This is a genomic window from Flavobacterium humi, assembly GCF_004745595.1.
Classification (GTDB): Bacteria; Bacteroidota; Bacteroidia; order Flavobacteriales; family Flavobacteriaceae; genus Flavobacterium; species Flavobacterium humi.
The window spans coordinates 357,375-373,228 of record NZ_SRLH01000005.1 but is presented as its reverse complement, the minus strand read 5'-3'; the positions used below and the strand labels follow the sequence as shown (position 1 = coordinate 373,228).

The following is a 15,854-nucleotide window of genomic DNA, read 5'->3' as shown; positions in this document are numbered from 1 at the left end:
CATTTCCATTATTTATTCAAAACAGCATTCATTGGATTGACCGCGTGGTCTTCAATTGAATAATTCTCTTCATTAATTTCCCTGTCTTCTTCCAATTGTTTGTCGATCAATTTCTGCAATGCTTCTTCCCTTTGTTGTTTTTCGAGGTTCTCCTGAACAATTTCCTCTTCTTTTTTCGTCACATTCAAAATAATCCCAAGCGCCGCACAGGTCATCCAGATGGAAGTTCCACCGCTACTTATCAGCGGCAGTGTTTGTCCTGTGGTAGGCAGTAATTCTACAGCAACACCCATATTGATAAAGGCCTGGAAGATTATGGGGAAACCCAGTCCCGCCACTATCAGCTTGCCGAATAAAGTGGGCGCCTTATAAGAGGCGATGATGAACCTGATAAAAAGCATCAGGTACAGGAACATTACTGTAAATCCTCCGAAAAGCCCAAATTCCTCGATGATGATGGCAAAAATAAAATCGGAAGAGGATTGCGGCAAAAAGTTCTTTTGGATGCTTTTCCCCGGCCCTAACCCGTAGACTCCTCCGGAGGCTATGGCGATTTTGGCTTTTTCAATCTGGTAATCGTCTTCGCCCGGTTTATCGGAAGCAAAGTTCTCTATACGGCTGATCCAGGTATCCACACGATTGGGGAAAGCATCCGGGAAGGCTTTCACAACCAAAACGAAAAAGGCAAAGGCCACGATACCGAACCCGACAATAATCCCGATATTCTTAATCGGATATTTCCCGATAAACGTTAGCATCAGGACCATAGAAAAAATCAAGGCCGTAGTGGAAAAGTTTGCCGGCAAAATCAGCATCAGGGTAAAGAAAACAGGCGCCCAAAGCTCGAATAGCGATTTTTGGAAAGTCATTTCCTCCAGTTCCGTTTTAGACAAATACCGTGCCACATACAACAACAGTGAAATAGAGGCAAAAGCCGACGGCTGGAACGTAATCCCCAAGAACGGGACTTGTATCCATCTGCTGGCATTCGCCCCCTCAATCATTGTTCCTTTAAGTAGTGTATACACCAATAATATCCAGGCTAATGGCAATAAAATCCTGGATATGCTCCTAAAGTAATGGTATGGTATTTTCTGTACCTGGTACATGATGATGAACCCCATAAGCAGGTGCACAAAATGTTTGATCAGGTATACCAATGTATTTCCCGTCCCGTGCTTAAGATAAGCCAGGTTACTACTTGCGCTGTATACAGGCATAAATGAAAACAACGCCAAAAGCGCCACGAATGACCAGATGACCCTATCTCCTTTAAGATTATGTATTAGCGTTTTCATATTTTCAGATGCGTTTTCTTTATCTTTTATAAATTTTGGACAGCTTGCTTGAACTGTCGCCCTCTGTCTTCATAATTTTCAAACAGGTCAAAACTGGCACAAGCCGGCGATAACAAAACCGTATCCCCTTTTTCCGCGATTTTGTAAGCCTGCCTTACCGCTTCGGTCATAGAACCTACTTCTACCAAAATGTCTACCACATCGGCAAAAGCCTCGATGATTTTTTTATTGTCAATGCCCAGGCAGATAATGGCTTTTACTTTTTCGTTTACCAAAGCCATCAGTTCCGTATAGTCGTTTCCTTTATCGACACCACCAACAATCCAAACAGTCGGCCCGGTCATGCTGTCTAATGCAAAAAAGGTTGCATTTACATTGGTCGCTTTCGAATCATTGATATATTGTACGTTCTGGATTTTCAATACCTTCTCCAAGCGATGCTCTACGCCTTGAAAATCAGACAAGCTCTCACGGATGGTTGCTTTCCTGATTTTTAACAATTGGGCTACCGATGAGGCGGCTAAAGCGTTTTTTACGTTGTGTTTCCCTTCTAGGGATAAGTGTGATGTTGGCATAACAAAGGGGTCGTTGCTGGTATTTATATTGATATTGTTTTCTGTCTCGTAAGCGCCGGTTTCAAATTGTTTTGTCAGTGAAAACGGGATTAATTTTGCTCTTGTCTTGTTGTTTTTCAACCAATTTTTGATGGCCTGGTCGTCGTCGTCATAAATCAGGTAATCGTCCTCGGTCTGATTCATGGTTATCCTGAATTTTGAAGCTATATATTCGTCATAATTGTAATTGTACCTGTCCAGGTGGTCCGGGCTTATATTAGTGATTATCGCAATATGCGGTTTGTAATTTATAATCCCGTCCAGTTGGAAACTGCTTAACTCGAGCACATACACCTCGTGTTTGTCTTCGGAAACCTGCCAGGCAAAACTTTTACCGATATTCCCTGCCAGTCCTACATTCAATCCGCCTTGCTTGAGCAAATGGTAGGTGAGCATGGTGGTGGTGGTTTTTCCGTTGCTTCCGGTAATCCCGACCGTTACGGCATCTGTAAACTGGTTTGTAAATTCAATTTCAGAGATGACAGGAATGTTTTTTTCCTTTAATTTTTTAATGATGGGCGCCTTATCGGGAATCCCAGGGCTTTTCATCACTACATCTGCATTGAGTATCAATTCTTCGGTATGCTGCTCGTCCTCGAACTTGATTTTATGAAGCAGCAATACTTCTTTATAATTGTTTTTTATTTTCCCGAAATCGGAAACAAAAACCTCATATCCTTTTTTCTTACCGAGAATGGCCGTGCCTACACCGCTTTCTCCTCCGCCTAAAACTACTAATCTCATATACTATCTTAGTTTTAAGGTTACAATAGATACAATGGCCAGCAAGATCCCGACGATCCAGAAACGGGTCACGATTTTACTTTCATGATATCCTTTTTTCTGGTAATGATGGTGTAATGGCGACATCAGGAAAATCCTTCTGCCTTCCCCAAATCTTTTTTTGGTGTACTTGAAATACGATACCTGCAGGACAACCGATAGATTTTCGGCCAAAAATATTCCGCAGATTACCGGAATCAGCATTTCTTTACGGACAGCAATGGCCAAAACAGCAATAATCCCACCGATAGTCAAACTTCCCGTATCACCCATAAAAACCGCTGCCGGGTAACTGTTATACCACAAGAACCCAACCAATGCCCCAACAAAAGCAGCAATAAAAACAGTCATTTCCCCAGAGTTGGGAATAAACATAATGTTCAGGTAATTGGAAAAAATAATATTCCCCGAAACAAAAGTGAAAACCCCCAGGGCTATGACCGAAATAGCGGAAGTCCCCGCGGCAAGCCCGTCTATTCCATCTGTAAGGTTGGCTCCGTTTGAAACGGCTGTGATGATAAAAATGACAATAGGAATAAAAATCAGCCAGGCGTAATCCTGGTATCCGTCGCCGGCCCAGGCCAATAATTCGGCATAATCAAATTCGTTGTTTTTAAAGAACGGAATGGTTGTAGCCGTTGATTTTTCTTCCAATGAAACCGGATTGATAGTATTTTGAGTGGCATTTACCACTACGACATTGTTTTTCACTCCTTCCTTGCGAATGGTCACGCCCGGATGGAAATACAAAGTAGCACCCACGATAATCCCCAGGCCAACCTGTCCGATTACCTTGAAGATACCTTTCAGCCCTTGTTTGTCTTTTTTGAATATCTTGATATAATCGTCTATAAACCCGATAGTTCCCATCCAAAGCGTGGTCACAATCAGAAGGATGACATAGATATTGTCCAGTTTTGCCAATAAAACAACCGGCAGTAATGTTGAAAAGATAATAATCAGTCCACCCATGGTAGGTGTACCGGCTTTTTCTACCTGTCCATGAAGGCCGAGTTCCCTAACGGTTTCCCCTACTTGCTGGCGGCGCAGGTAATTAATGACCCGTTTACCAAAAATAGTTGACAACAGCAATGACAATATGATTGCCAAAGCCGATCTGAAAGTGATATACTGAAAAACCCCCGTTCCCGGAACGTCTAAAGTTTTATCTAGATATTCAAATAAGTAGTATAACATATATTTGGTTATTTGTTTAGTTGTTCTAAAATTTCCTTCACGATTTCCATATCATCAAAATCATGGCGGACTCCGTTTATTTCCTGATAGGTTTCATGTCCTTTTCCTGCAATGAGGATGATATCGTTTGGCTGCGCTAACTGGCAAGCTGTTTTTATAGCCTGTTTACGGTCTGTAATGGCTATGTACTTTTTAAAATTAACCGCTGTGATCCCGGCTTCCATTTCGGCGATAATCGTTTCCGGGTCTTCCGTCCTGGGATTATCCGAAGTCAGGATCGCTTTGGTACTCATCTCCGTAGCGATATTGGCCATGATAGGCCTTTTGGTTTTATCCCGGTCGCCACCGCAGCCTACAATCGTAATTAACTGTTCGTTTTTGGTACGGATATCATTGATGGTACTCAACACATTTTCAAGGGCATCCGGAGTATGGGCGTAATCTACGATAGCCGTTATTTTTTTTTTGGAAACAATAAACTGGAACCGGCCGGAAACACTTTCCAGTTCTGATAACAGCCGCAATGCGTCTAATTTTTCGATTCCCAATTCGATGGCAACTGCATAAATAGCCAATAAATTATAGGCATTGAAAGTCCCTATCAGCCGAACCCAAACCTCCTGTTCGTTCACTTTGAGCAACAAACCACTTAGTTGGTTCTCGATAATGACCGCTTTATAATCCGCATATGTTTTTAAAGCATACGTGAGTTTTTTAGCTTTTGTATTCTGAAGCATGACCGTACCATTCTTATCATCGATGTTTGAGATCGCGAACGCGTTTTTAGGCAAACCGTCAAAAAACGATTTTTTCACATCGCGGTATTCTGCAAATGTCGGATGGTAATCCAGGTGGTCGTGTGACAGATTGGTAAAAACCCCGCCGGTAAACTCAAGCCCTTCGGTACGTTTTTGATGGATTCCGTGGGAACTCACTTCCATAAAGCAATAATCACAGCCTGCTTCAATCATTTCATTCAGGTAATAATTGATGGTCAGCGAATCCGGAGTGGTATGCGTCGCCTTGTATTCTATGGTGTCGACCATGATTTTTACCGTAGAAAGCAATCCCACTTTGTACCCCGCTTTTTGGAACAATTGGTATAAAAGGGAAGCAATCGTAGTTTTTCCATTGGTCCCGGTTATCCCAACCAACTGGAGTTTATGTGAAGGATTATCATAAAAATTAGCGGCAAGATGCGCCAATGCTTCATTGGTATCTTTTACTTTTACGTAGGTAACCTGCTCTGATACCTGGTTTGGAAAAGTATCGCAGATGATCACGGAAGCACCTAAAGAAACGGCTTTTTCTATAAAATCATGGCCATTTGAAACCGAACCGCGGATCGCCACAAAAACATCATTCGATGCTACCTTGCGGGAATCAAAATGAATGGCATTCACTTCAACATCTGTTGAGCCGTGAACCGCTTCAATGGCGACTTTGTAAAGTATTTCTTTTAATAGCATTATGATAATTCTAAAATTATAGTATTGTTTTTTACAATGGGCTGCCCGGCCTGGATGGATTGCTTCTGCACTTTTCCAATACCGATGGCTTTTACTTTCATCCCAAGGTTTTCGAGCAATGCCACAGCATCCATGCCTGACATTCCTTTTAAATTAGGAATTGTATTTGGCCTTTTGTTCAATTTGTCGTTGTACGCCACATAATCCTTATCCTGAAGGACATTGTGCTTTTTCAGGTTCTTTACTTCATTGGTGGAAGGCACATCGGTAAAAACTTTTTGTGCGATCCTTTTGAAAACAGGGCCTGCCACATCGGCACCATAATAATTATTTTTGGATGTATTAGGCTTGTGGATCACGACAATGCAGGAATATTTCGGATTATCGGCCGGGAAATACCCCACAAAAGAGGACGCATAATACATATTCATATTTCCATCAGCCCGATTGTAGCCTACTTGCGCTGTTCCCGTTTTTCCTGCCATTGAAAAATCTTTAGAATAGAGCTTCGAACCGGTTCCTTTTTTAACGACATTCTCTAAAACCGCTCTCACTTTTTTCAGCGTTTCTTCCGAACAGATGCTAGGGTTTATAACCTGTTTGTCAAATTTTTTGATAGTCTTGTTCCATTCTTTCACTTCCTGGACAAACATCGGCTTGACCATTTCACCATTATTGGCAACAGCATTATACAAGGTCAATGTTTGCAACGGCGTTACTGAAACCCCATACCCGAAAGCCATCCAGGGTAGGGAAATCCCATTCCAGCCCTTTTGGCCGGGTTGTGGTATTTTAGGAATTCCCTCTCCTTTAAATGGCAACCCAAGAGGTTTATTCAACCCCATACTGTTAATTCTGTCAACGAACTGTTTTGGGTTGTTTTTGTAATTTTCATAAACGGCCTGGACCATTACGGTGTTTGAAGAAACTTCAAATCCCCTTGCCACGGAAACTTTGCCATAACCTCCATCATGCGAATCGCGGACTTTCCTTCCGTAATAAGAAATTATCCCGCCTTTACTGTCATATACTTTGGAAGTATCTATTTTTTCATCATCCAACAATGCAATCAGGTCTACCAACTTGAATGTCGATCCCGGTTCATGGGATTCCTTGACAGCATAATTTTCGGTTTCATAATAAGTTCCGTCATTCGTATCCCTTCCTAAATTTGAAATGGCTTTGACAGCACCCGTTTTGGTCTCCATAACCACAACACAGCCGTGTTCCGCCTCGTAAAGCTCTAATTGTTTCAGCAAGGCATGGTGTGCGATATCCTGGATGTATACATCAATGGTCGATACAATGTCATAACCGTCACGTGGTTCCACTTCATTGTTGTCACGAATGGGTTTCCATTGTCCTTTGGCGATTTTCTGTTTCAGGATTTTACCGTCTTTTCCGTTAAGGTAGTAACCGAAGGCTCCTTCAATACCAACAGGTTTTAAATTCCCGCTTTCGTCATAACGCTCATAACCAATGGTCCTTGCAGCGATTTTACCGATTGGATGCTCACGGACTGTTTTTTGTTCGATGATGATTCCTCCTTTATAAGCTCCTAAATTGAATAATGGAAAACTTTTTACCGTCATGTATTCGGTATAGCTCAAATCGCGGGCTACCAGGAAATACCGGTTTTTATTGGCCCTTGCTTTCCTGAATTCGTTCAGGTACATGCCCGAAGGTTTGTGCAGCAATTTTGAAAGCGAATCCGACAATGCCTTTACATTATCATCGAAATTATCCTTGCTTGGCGCCAAAGCATCAAAACGGATCGTATAATTAGGTATGGAAGTGGCCAGCAAACTTCCGTCGGACGAATATACATTGCCCCTGTTGGCCGGAATCACAAAGTTTTTAACCGAACGCTCTTTGGCTAATTTACGGTAATAGTCGCCCTCAACCCACTGAATATTAGTGAGCTTAACCCCTATTGCCGTTACCATAACCAGGATAACCAAGGCAACAACGTAAACGCGTTTTAAAATATTTCTATTTTCTACTGCCATAGTTTTTCAAAAGCTGTTTTTTCTTTGGTTACTTTTATTTTTTTAGGCGGAACGGAAGAAGGCAAAATCCCTCTCTCTTCCATTTTTTCTGCCACAGTCGATTCCATTTTTATTTTCATCAATTCCGAACGACGGTCTACGAATTCCGAACGCAGTTCCTTCACTTCATTGGTCAGATCGGAAATCTGGTAAATCTTTTTCTCATAACTATGCGTATTGGCAATCATTATTATAGCCAGTAAAATCAAAAAAACAATGAATCTCCAGTTTTTGACTGAGTCCTCATTGACCAAAAATCTTGCTTTTAATATGCTGTAAATTCCGTTCTTCATCATTTCTTTTCAGCTATCCTTAATTTAGCACTCCGGGCCCGGTTGTTGATTTTGATTTCCTGGTCTGACGGGACAATCATTTTTCCTATCAATTTAAACGGCACTTCAAACCGTCCAAAAAAGTCTCGTTCGGGTTCGCCTTCAAACAAACCGTTTTTCATAAACCTCTTCACCAGCCTGTCTTCCAGGGAATGATATGAAATAACGCTCAGCCTTCCTCCTTCATTGAGCACTTCCAATGACTGTTCCAGAAATTCCTTCAACACTTCCATTTCCTGGTTCACCTCGATTCGGATGGCCTGATACATTTGGGCCAAAATTTTATGTGCCTTGTGATTCGGCAAAAACCGGCTCAAAACCTGTTTCAGGTCTTCGGTATTTACAATTGTTTCTTTCTCACGGGCCTCGATAATAACCCTGGCAATGGCGGGAGCGTTGCTCAATTCTCCGTAATCGTAAAAAATACGTTTTAAGTTGGCCTCATCGTATTCATTGACCACTTTAAAAGCGCTCAGCTCGTTTTTTTTGCTCATCCGCATGTCTAGTCCGGCTGCAAAACGGGTGGAAAAACCTCTTTCCGCCACATCGAACTGGTGGGAAGAAACCCCTAAATCTGCCAAAATCCCGTCTACTTTTTTGATACCGTTGAAACGCAGGAACCGTTTGATATACCTGAAATTTTCCTGGATCAAAGTAAACCTTTCATCCGCAAGCGCATTTTCCCAGGCATCTTCATCCTGGTCGAAAGCGAAAAGTTTACCGCCTTCTCCCAGCCTGGATAGTATTTCCTTGGAATGGCCTCCTCCGCCAAATGTCACATCAACATACACACCGTCCGGCTTGATATTCAAACCGTCAACTGTTTCCTTAAGCAAAACCGGATTATGATATTCCATCGTCATCATCATTTATATTTCCCATTACGTCTTCCGCTAAATCCGCAAAATCGACAACACTATCGTCAATTGCTTTTTCATACAGGTCCTTATCCCAAATTTCAATAATATTGACAGCCGAAGACAACACGATATCTTTCGAAACGGAAGCAAAAACAGCCAAATCCTTCGGAATCAGCAATCGCCCAGTGGCATCAATCTCAATTACCCTTACACCTGCCGTGAAACGACGGATGAAATCATTATTTTTCTTTACGAAACGGTTCAGTTTATTGATTTTCCGCATCATCAAGTCCCACTCCTGCATCGGATACAATTCCAGGCACTGTTGAAAAACCGAACGCTTTAATACAAAACCATTTTCCAACGATTCAGCCAATTGCTTCTTCAAAGGGCCAGGCAACATCAGCCTCCCTTTGGAATCAACCTTACATTCGTATGTTCCGACAATGGTATTCAAGCAGTTATGATTTTCGTGTATACTGGACAAATATAAAAAATTATTTACCACATTTTACCACAAATTACCACTTTGTTGATAAGTTTTGCCGTTTTGAAACAAAAAGAATAGCCGGATTAATTTTTTGCTAAATTTATATTTACTGAAATTTTATCAGCCTTTCGGTTTATTTTGGGAATTATTCTTAAAAAAAACACAATTTTTAAGGCAGGATTTAGCTTTCATTCAATAAAATCACCAACCAAAAACTTATTACATCCTGAAAACTAAACAGTTAACTTATCAACACAAAAAACAAAGCTTTTTAAGAAATGAAGGGCAAAAATTCTTATTTCACTTTTTAATTCTATATTTGCGATATAAACGAATAAACAACTGAAAGAACAGTGAATAACTTAAAGAAGGACGGTAAATACGAGTATTTTGAAGCTGGAGAAGGCACTCCAATTATTATTTTGCACGGTTTGATGGGAGGTTTAAGTAATTTTGACGGAGTAGCTGATTATTTTCCCACAAAAGGATATAAGGTAGTGATCCCACAATTGCCGCTATACACACAGAACATACTAAAAACCAATGTAAAAGCTTTTTCAAAATACGTAAAGGATTTCATTACCTATAAAGGTTTTGACCGCGTTATCCTTCTTGGGAATTCGCTTGGAGGGCATATCGCCTTATATTTCACCAAAATGTACCCGGAACGCGTTGCAGGGCTTGTCATTACTGGAAGTTCAGGCCTTTATGAAAGCGCCATGGGGGACAGTTACCCGAAACGAGGCGATTACGAATACATCCGAAAGAAAGCCGAAGATGTTTTTTACAATCCTGAAATTGCCACCAAAGAAATCATCGATGATGTTTACAACACGGTAAACGACCGTATCAAATTAATAAAAACACTGACCATCGCCAAGAGCGCCATCCGCCACAATATGGCGAAGGATTTGCCGAAAATGCATGCGCCGACCGGCATTATCTGGGGAAGGAATGACAAAGTAACACCTCCTGACGTAGCGGAAGAGTTCAATAAACTGTTGCCAAATTCGACCTTATACTGGATTGAAAATTGCGGGCATGCGGCTATGATGGAACATCCTGAGGAATTCAACCGTCTTTTGGAAGAATGGTTAAACAAAGTAGGGCTTTAAGCCTTTTGAAAAAAATAACGAATGAAAATCAATACCGCCGAATTTATTATCAGCAATTCTGATGTAAGTAAATGTCCGAAGGATCCTTTACCGGAATATGCTTTTATAGGAAGGTCAAACGTAGGGAAATCTTCATTGATTAACATGCTGACCAATCATAAAAATTTGGCAAAAACTTCGGGAAGACCTGGAAAAACACAGCTAATCAATCATTTCAAGATCAATTCGAATTGGTTCCTTGTCGATTTGCCGGGATATGGCTACGCCCGTGTTTCCAAAAAAACCAAAGAAACTTTCCAGCAGTTTATCACGGATTATTTCGAAAAAAGAGAACAATTGGTTTGTGCTTTTGTCCTGATAGATATCCGGCTTGAAGCACAGAAAATCGATTTGGAATTCATTAATTACCTGGGCGAAATAGAGTGTCCTTTCTGCATTATTTTTACCAAAGCGGACAAAATCAGCAAAGGGAAAACCGAACAGCATATTGCCGCTTACCGGAAAGCCTTATTGGCCAACAACTGGGAAGAAATGCCACAACATTTTGTAACTTCTTCCACCGAAGGAACCGGAAAAGAGCAGTTATTGGAATACATAGACGACGTCAATACAGAGGTTTTTAAAAGCTACGATGAGTTTTAAAATCTCATTTATCTATACTAAAAAAAGCGTTCTTCCGAACGCTTTTTTTATTTTTTCAATTCCAGTTTTTCAGCAAAATAATCGCAGAAATCCTTCATGGTATCGGTCATCCTTTCATCTGCCGTAGCGCGGTGATAAGTGTCTGCCATCGCTACAAGTGTCTGGTGGAAAAAAACTTTCATTTCATCAACAGGCATGTCTTTGGTCCATAAGTCGATACGCATGGTTTCCTGTGCCTTGCTGTCCCAGATGGAAAGCATCATCGCTTTTGCTTCCTCAGCCTCGACACCGCCATCCTGGGCTGTCCAGCTTAATTTTTCAGGAACACGGTTTTCATCCAGTTCCACAAGGAATTTTATTTCGGAGGTAATTGTATTTGCCATTATTTTTTAGGTTTGTATTTAGATTTTTGAAATATTTCTTTAGCGTCCATGACCATCATTTGCTGCATCGGCACATCATTGTTTTCCATAAAAGAACGCACAATCTGCCAGCCTACCCAAGCGCCAATCCTTCCCGGGGTTTCGTTATCCGACACCAATCCGAATTTTGAAAAAGGAGCCGGCGCAATGAAACGCTGCCCTAATTTCGGGTCGGTGCTGTAGAGCAGTTTTTCTTCTACGAAAAAGCGCCAGACATCCGTATCATGTTCCTCGCACCATTTTATCTGCTCGGGCGTATAGCAGATTTTATCCTCATCTGAATACTCAGGAAGCAATAAATCTTTCATATACAATTGCTTGCCCGCATAAACCATCATCGAAAGCAAATCTTTTTCCGTTGGAGGCTTTACTTTTGTTACCGAAAAACTCTGCACAATATCCGGCAGGATTTGAGATGGCTCAAACGTTTGCTTCATATAATTAGGGTATTCGTAAAATTTATGGTTTTTGCCCAAGTACAATTCCAATGAGATGATAAGCATTTTATCGGTGTAGATGACCTTGTATTCCGTATCCATTTCCTGGATGACCGTCACCACTTTTGGAATCTTTGTCTTTGGGTAATAGTATTTAATGTACCGGAAAACATCTTCAATTCCAGCCTCTTCCTTCTCGAAATTACCGTACTTTTTCTCGACTTCGGCATACAATTCCCGCCAGAGCGGATTGGTCATTTTATTAACCAGGACCGTGTCGGAAATCCCTTCGGGGAAGAAATAAGGATACTCCATTTTGAGTTTGGATAATTGGTTGGGAGGCGTTTCAAAAAAAGCCTTATCGTACCGGTCTACCGTTATTTCGACCGGAATTTCTTCAGCTTTCTCTTGGACTTTACTCTTTTCAGAACAGGAAACGACCGCAAAAGCGACCATTGCAAACAGTAGTATTTTTTTCATTGAATTTTGCTTTATCAAGCCTATATTTACTAAAACGATTTCTGCTTAAAATTATTATTTTTGCAAATATACATTCGTTTTTAAAACATTGAGTTCCCATGCAGAAAATTAGCACCCTTAATACCGAAAAAGTAAACATCCATATTGTAAACTGGCTGAAAACCTATGCCGAAAATGCCAAGGTAAACGGCTTTGTGGTGGGTATTTCGGGCGGGATCGATTCGGCAGTAACCTCTACCCTGTGCGCCCAGACCGGTTTGACGACCCTATGTGTCGAAATGCCGATCCATCAGGCGCAAAGCCACGTAAACAGGGCACAGGAACATATTGCCCAACTTAAAAAACGATTTGGGAATGTTTCAGATGTAAAAGTAGACCTGACTCCTGTTTTTGAAAGCTTTAAAAACGAAGCCCCAACATCGGAAAACGAAACAAAACTGAACTTATCCCTGGCCAATACCCGGGCACGTTTACGGATGACCAGTTTGTATTATGTAGCAGGCATCAACGGTTTGCTTGTGGCCGGAACCGGGAACAAAGTAGAGGATTTCGGGGTTGGTTTTTTTACCAAATATGGTGACGGCGGGGTCGATATAAGCCCTATTGCCGATTTAATGAAAAGCGATGTCAGGGCACTTGCCACGTATCTGGAGGTACCGGAATCGATATTAAAAGCGGCACCTACCGACGGACTGTTTGGCGACGACCGAAGTGACGAAGACCAGTTAGGCGCTAGTTATGAAGAACTTGAGTTTGCCATGAAGGCTTTGGAAGCCGGAAAAACCACAGAAGATTTTACAGGTCGCGAAAAAACCGTCTTCGAAATATACAAACGGCTCAACACAATTAACCAGCACAAAATGAATCCGATCCCGGTTTGCATTATTCCTGAAAAATATAAGTAAATTATTACTTGTTTTACAGCTCGTTATAAAAATATTGCTTATCTTTACTGTTCGTTTTAGTCTAATTATTTTTAAACTTTGAACTATGGTAAAAATAGGTCTTGCTGACAACCATCCTGTTGTACATTACGGCATAAAATCGTACTTTAAAGAACATGCTGACATCTCTTTAGTGGGGATTGTAGATAACTTTGATATGGTAGAAGAAATGCTGAAACGGAAAGAAATAGATATATTACTTTTAGATTTAGAACTCGAAGGACTTTCAAGCATTAACCTTATCAAAGCTTTATTAAAAGATTATCCAAGCCTTAAAATTGTTTTATTCTCCAACCTGAACGAACAGATTTATGCACCAAACGCGATAAAAGCAGGTGTCTCTTCCTTTGTTCAGAAATCAGAAAAACTCGATGTTTTAGCTTCAACTCTTATTAAAGTGAACCGCGGCGCTGTTATTTTCAGTGAAGCTGTGAAAAAGAATATTGCTTTGATTTCAAAACAGGCAAAATCCGAAAGATTGTATCGAAAATTATCCAGCAGGGAAATTGAAGTGCTTCGTTATCTGTCAAACGGAAAGAAAAACAAAGAAGTTGCCGAGGCTTTAAACCTGAATGAAAAAACAATCAGTACTTATAAATTAAGGCTTCTTGCAAAATTAAACGTAACCAACCTGGTAGATTTGGTCAATAAAGCCAAAACCCTGGAAATAGTTTAACTGTAGCGGGACATTACGCGCCCGAGTTTGCCGGAAAAATTATTAATCAGTTTAGAATAATCCATAGCCATGGAAAGATTCTCGGAATTATCAGCATCTGTTTCATTAGAGATAGATGCTTTTATTTCTTCAATTATCTTGTTGACCAAAAACCACCTCAGGGTCAGGATCGTTTCGGAAACATATTGACTTATCGTTTGGTCCTTTTGCTTTACATAAATCTGCTGGGCTTCCCAATTGTGCAAAGCCACCCTTTCATCATCCATTAATATAGTCGTTACTTCCTGGGACAATTCCGGAGAAAGCCGCATTAGGTACTGCTCGGTTTCAAAGCTTTCATTTTCATTGAAATACTGGATCAGGTCATTGTATATTTCCCTGAAAACAGGCGTTGCCAATTCTACCTCATCTTCCTGAAGGCTTAAATAAATACGCTGGAAAACCTTGTATTTATTGATTTCTTTTACCTCATGCAATTCCCCATCATCATTTGCCTTGAGAAGTACATCCTCAAAATCCTCCTCCACACTACCGTACAACAATAATATTTCGATAATTTTCCGCTCCAGTTCGTAAAGCACGTCAACTTTCACATGCACCTGGGCATTTTCATTCTTATGGATTTCAAATGCTTTTTGTTCAGAAACCCTCGCTGTTTTTTCCTTTTTCCCGGCATCGGAAATATCTTTCTGGATGAGCTGTGCCAGGGTATTAAATACCACTTCTTCCGAAATATCCATGATGCGCGAACATTCCTGGACGTAAATTTCACGTTTGATCCGGTCCGGTATTTTAGAAATACTGGTCACCATATCCCTAATGAGCTCGGCTTTTTTTATCGGGTCGTTTTTGGCTTCCTTCATTAATAAAGAAGCTTTGAACTGTATAAAATCCATGGCGTTTTCATCCAGGTACCGCAGTAATTGGTCATGGGGTGTTTTCTTGGCAAAACTATCCGGGTCTTCTCCATCGGGGAAAGTACAAACCTTAACATTCATGCCTTCTTCCAGGATTAAATCGATCCCTCGGACTGAAGCTCTCAATCCTGCAGCATCCCCATCAAAGAGTACCGTAATGTTTTTGGTCAGCCGGTTGATAAGCCGTATCTGGTCTGGCGTAAGGGCCGTTCCTGAGGAAGAAACCACGTTTTCAATCCCGGATTGATGCATTTGGATTACATCGGTGTAACCTTCGCATAAAAAACAATTGTCCAGTTTTGCAATAGATTGCTTGGCATGGAAAATCCCGTAAAGCACTTTACTTTTATGGTAAATCTCGCTTTCGGGAGAATTCAGGTATTTCGCTGCTTTTTTGTCATTTGCCAAAATACGGCCGCCAAAACCCAAAACCCTTCCGGACATGCTTTGGATAGGGAACATTACACGGCCTTTGAACCGGTCCAGGTGCCTTCCGTCTTCGCGCAGGATCGTCAGACCGACCTTTTCCAGGTAATCCAGCTTGTAGCCTTGGCCCAATGCTTCTTTGGTAAAAGCATCCCAAGCTTCCGGGGAATACCCCAAACCGAATTTCTTGATCGTTTCGTTGGTAAAACCTCTTTCCTTAAAATAAGAATAGCCTATCGCCTGGCCTTCGTTAGAATTCAAAAGGGTGCTATTGAAGAATTTCTGGGCAAATTCAGAAACCAGGTACATGCTCTCTTTTTCACTTGCTTCGGCCTTTTCTTCCTGAGACTGTTCTGTTTCCTCTATTTCGATGTTGTATTTTTTAGCCAAATACCGAATGGCTTCCGGATACGAAAAATGCTCGTGTTCCATGATAAAAGCAATGGCATTCCCTCCTTTTCCGGAACTGAAATCCTTCCAGATCTGCTTTACGGGAGAAACCATAAAAGACGGTGATTTTTCATCGGAAAAAGGACTCAGCCCTTTCAGGTTGCTCCCGGCCCGTTTGAGCAATACGAAATCGCCGATAACCTCCTCGACGCGGGCGGTTTCAAATACGGAATCTATGGTTGCTTTTGAAATCAATTGGTACAGATTGAAAATTGGAACGGTTCAAAGATACAAAGTTAGTTGGGATATTATAA

Annotated in this window: 15 protein-coding genes; 4 read left to right on the top strand and 11 right to left on the bottom strand. The window is 41.1% G+C overall.

Features of this window, described 5'->3' with window-relative positions; all coding sequences use genetic code 11:
• Positions 1-8: 8 nt before the first annotated feature.
• Genes E4635_RS11410 through mraZ form a run of 8 tightly spaced genes read right to left on the bottom strand, consistent with a single transcriptional unit; the run spans position 9 to position 9,058 of the window.
• The gene (locus E4635_RS11410; protein WP_135526815.1) at positions 9-1,298 is read right to left on the bottom strand and encodes an FtsW/RodA/SpoVE family cell cycle protein; all 1,290 of its coding nucleotides are present in this window, start codon (positions 1,296-1,298) and stop codon (positions 9-11) included.
• 26 nt (positions 1,299-1,324) lie between these two features.
• Positions 1,325-2,656, bottom strand: a complete 1,332-nt coding sequence (murD, locus tag E4635_RS11405) for a UDP-N-acetylmuramoyl-L-alanine--D-glutamate ligase (RefSeq protein ID WP_135526814.1) — start codon at positions 2,654-2,656, stop codon at positions 1,325-1,327.
• Between the two features lie 3 nt (positions 2,657-2,659).
• The gene (mraY, locus tag E4635_RS11400; protein ID WP_135526813.1) at positions 2,660-3,892 is read right to left on the bottom strand and encodes a phospho-N-acetylmuramoyl-pentapeptide-transferase; all 1,233 of its coding nucleotides are present in this window, start codon (positions 3,890-3,892) and stop codon (positions 2,660-2,662) included.
• A gap of 8 nt (positions 3,893-3,900) precedes the next feature.
• Complete coding sequence (locus E4635_RS11395; protein WP_135526812.1) at positions 3,901-5,361, bottom strand: UDP-N-acetylmuramoyl-L-alanyl-D-glutamate--2,6-diaminopimelate ligase; 1,461 nt, start codon at positions 5,359-5,361, stop codon at positions 3,901-3,903.
• On the bottom strand, positions 5,361-7,370 hold the full coding sequence (locus E4635_RS11390) for a penicillin-binding protein (protein WP_135526811.1): 2,010 nt from the start codon (positions 7,368-7,370) through the stop codon (positions 5,361-5,363). The genes E4635_RS11395 and E4635_RS11390 overlap by 1 nt, the downstream gene beginning before the upstream one ends.
• Positions 7,361-7,702, bottom strand: a complete 342-nt coding sequence (locus tag E4635_RS11385) for an FtsL-like putative cell division protein (RefSeq protein WP_135526836.1) — start codon at positions 7,700-7,702, stop codon at positions 7,361-7,363. Before E4635_RS11385 ends, E4635_RS11390 begins: the two co-directional genes overlap by 10 nt.
• A complete protein-coding gene (gene rsmH / locus E4635_RS11380) occupies positions 7,702-8,610 on the bottom strand; it encodes a 16S rRNA (cytosine(1402)-N(4))-methyltransferase RsmH (protein WP_169630256.1) in 909 nt (302 codons plus the stop codon). The genes E4635_RS11385 and rsmH overlap by 1 nt, the downstream gene beginning before the upstream one ends.
• Positions 8,585-9,058 (bottom strand): division/cell wall cluster transcriptional repressor MraZ, encoded by a 474-nt coding sequence (mraZ, locus tag E4635_RS11375; RefSeq protein WP_135526809.1) that lies wholly within the window; start codon positions 9,056-9,058, stop codon positions 8,585-8,587. Before mraZ ends, rsmH begins: the two co-directional genes overlap by 26 nt.
• 386 nt (positions 9,059-9,444) lie before the next feature.
• On the opposite strand from mraZ, the gene E4635_RS11370 reads away from it, so the two are divergent.
• Together E4635_RS11370 and yihA are read left to right on the top strand one after the other, a co-directional pair.
• Complete coding sequence (locus E4635_RS11370) at positions 9,445-10,206, top strand: alpha/beta fold hydrolase (protein ID WP_135526808.1); 762 nt, start codon at positions 9,445-9,447, stop codon at positions 10,204-10,206.
• A 21-nt stretch (positions 10,207-10,227) separates the two neighbouring features.
• The gene (gene yihA, locus E4635_RS11365; RefSeq protein ID WP_135526807.1) at positions 10,228-10,848 is read left to right on the top strand and encodes a ribosome biogenesis GTP-binding protein YihA/YsxC; all 621 of its coding nucleotides are present in this window, start codon (positions 10,228-10,230) and stop codon (positions 10,846-10,848) included.
• Positions 10,849-10,895: 47 nt separating this feature from the next.
• On the opposite strand, the gene gldC is transcribed toward yihA, so the two are convergent.
• Together gldC and gldB are read right to left on the bottom strand one after the other, a co-directional pair.
• The gene (gene gldC / locus E4635_RS11360; RefSeq protein ID WP_169630255.1) at positions 10,896-11,231 is read right to left on the bottom strand and encodes a gliding motility protein GldC; all 336 of its coding nucleotides are present in this window, start codon (positions 11,229-11,231) and stop codon (positions 10,896-10,898) included.
• Positions 11,231-12,187: a gliding motility lipoprotein GldB gene (gene gldB, locus E4635_RS11355; protein WP_135526806.1), complete on the bottom strand. Its 957-nt coding sequence runs from the start codon at positions 12,185-12,187 to the stop codon at positions 11,231-11,233. Before gldB ends, gldC begins: the two co-directional genes overlap by 1 nt.
• A gap of 98 nt (positions 12,188-12,285) precedes the next feature.
• On the opposite strand from gldB, the gene nadE reads away from it, so the two are divergent.
• Both nadE and E4635_RS11345 read left to right on the top strand, forming a co-directional pair.
• A complete protein-coding gene (gene nadE / locus E4635_RS11350) occupies positions 12,286-13,092 on the top strand; it encodes an NAD(+) synthase (RefSeq protein ID WP_135526805.1) in 807 nt (268 codons plus the stop codon).
• Positions 13,093-13,177: 85 nt separating this feature from the next.
• Positions 13,178-13,807: a response regulator transcription factor gene (locus tag E4635_RS11345; RefSeq protein ID WP_135526804.1), complete on the top strand. Its 630-nt coding sequence runs from the start codon at positions 13,178-13,180 to the stop codon at positions 13,805-13,807.
• Here E4635_RS11345 and dnaG read toward each other — a convergent pair.
• On the bottom strand, positions 13,804-15,795 hold the full coding sequence (gene dnaG, locus E4635_RS11340; RefSeq protein WP_135526803.1) for a DNA primase: 1,992 nt from the start codon (positions 15,793-15,795) through the stop codon (positions 13,804-13,806). The genes E4635_RS11345 and dnaG overlap by 4 nt on opposite strands.
• Positions 15,796-15,854 lie beyond the last annotated feature (59 nt).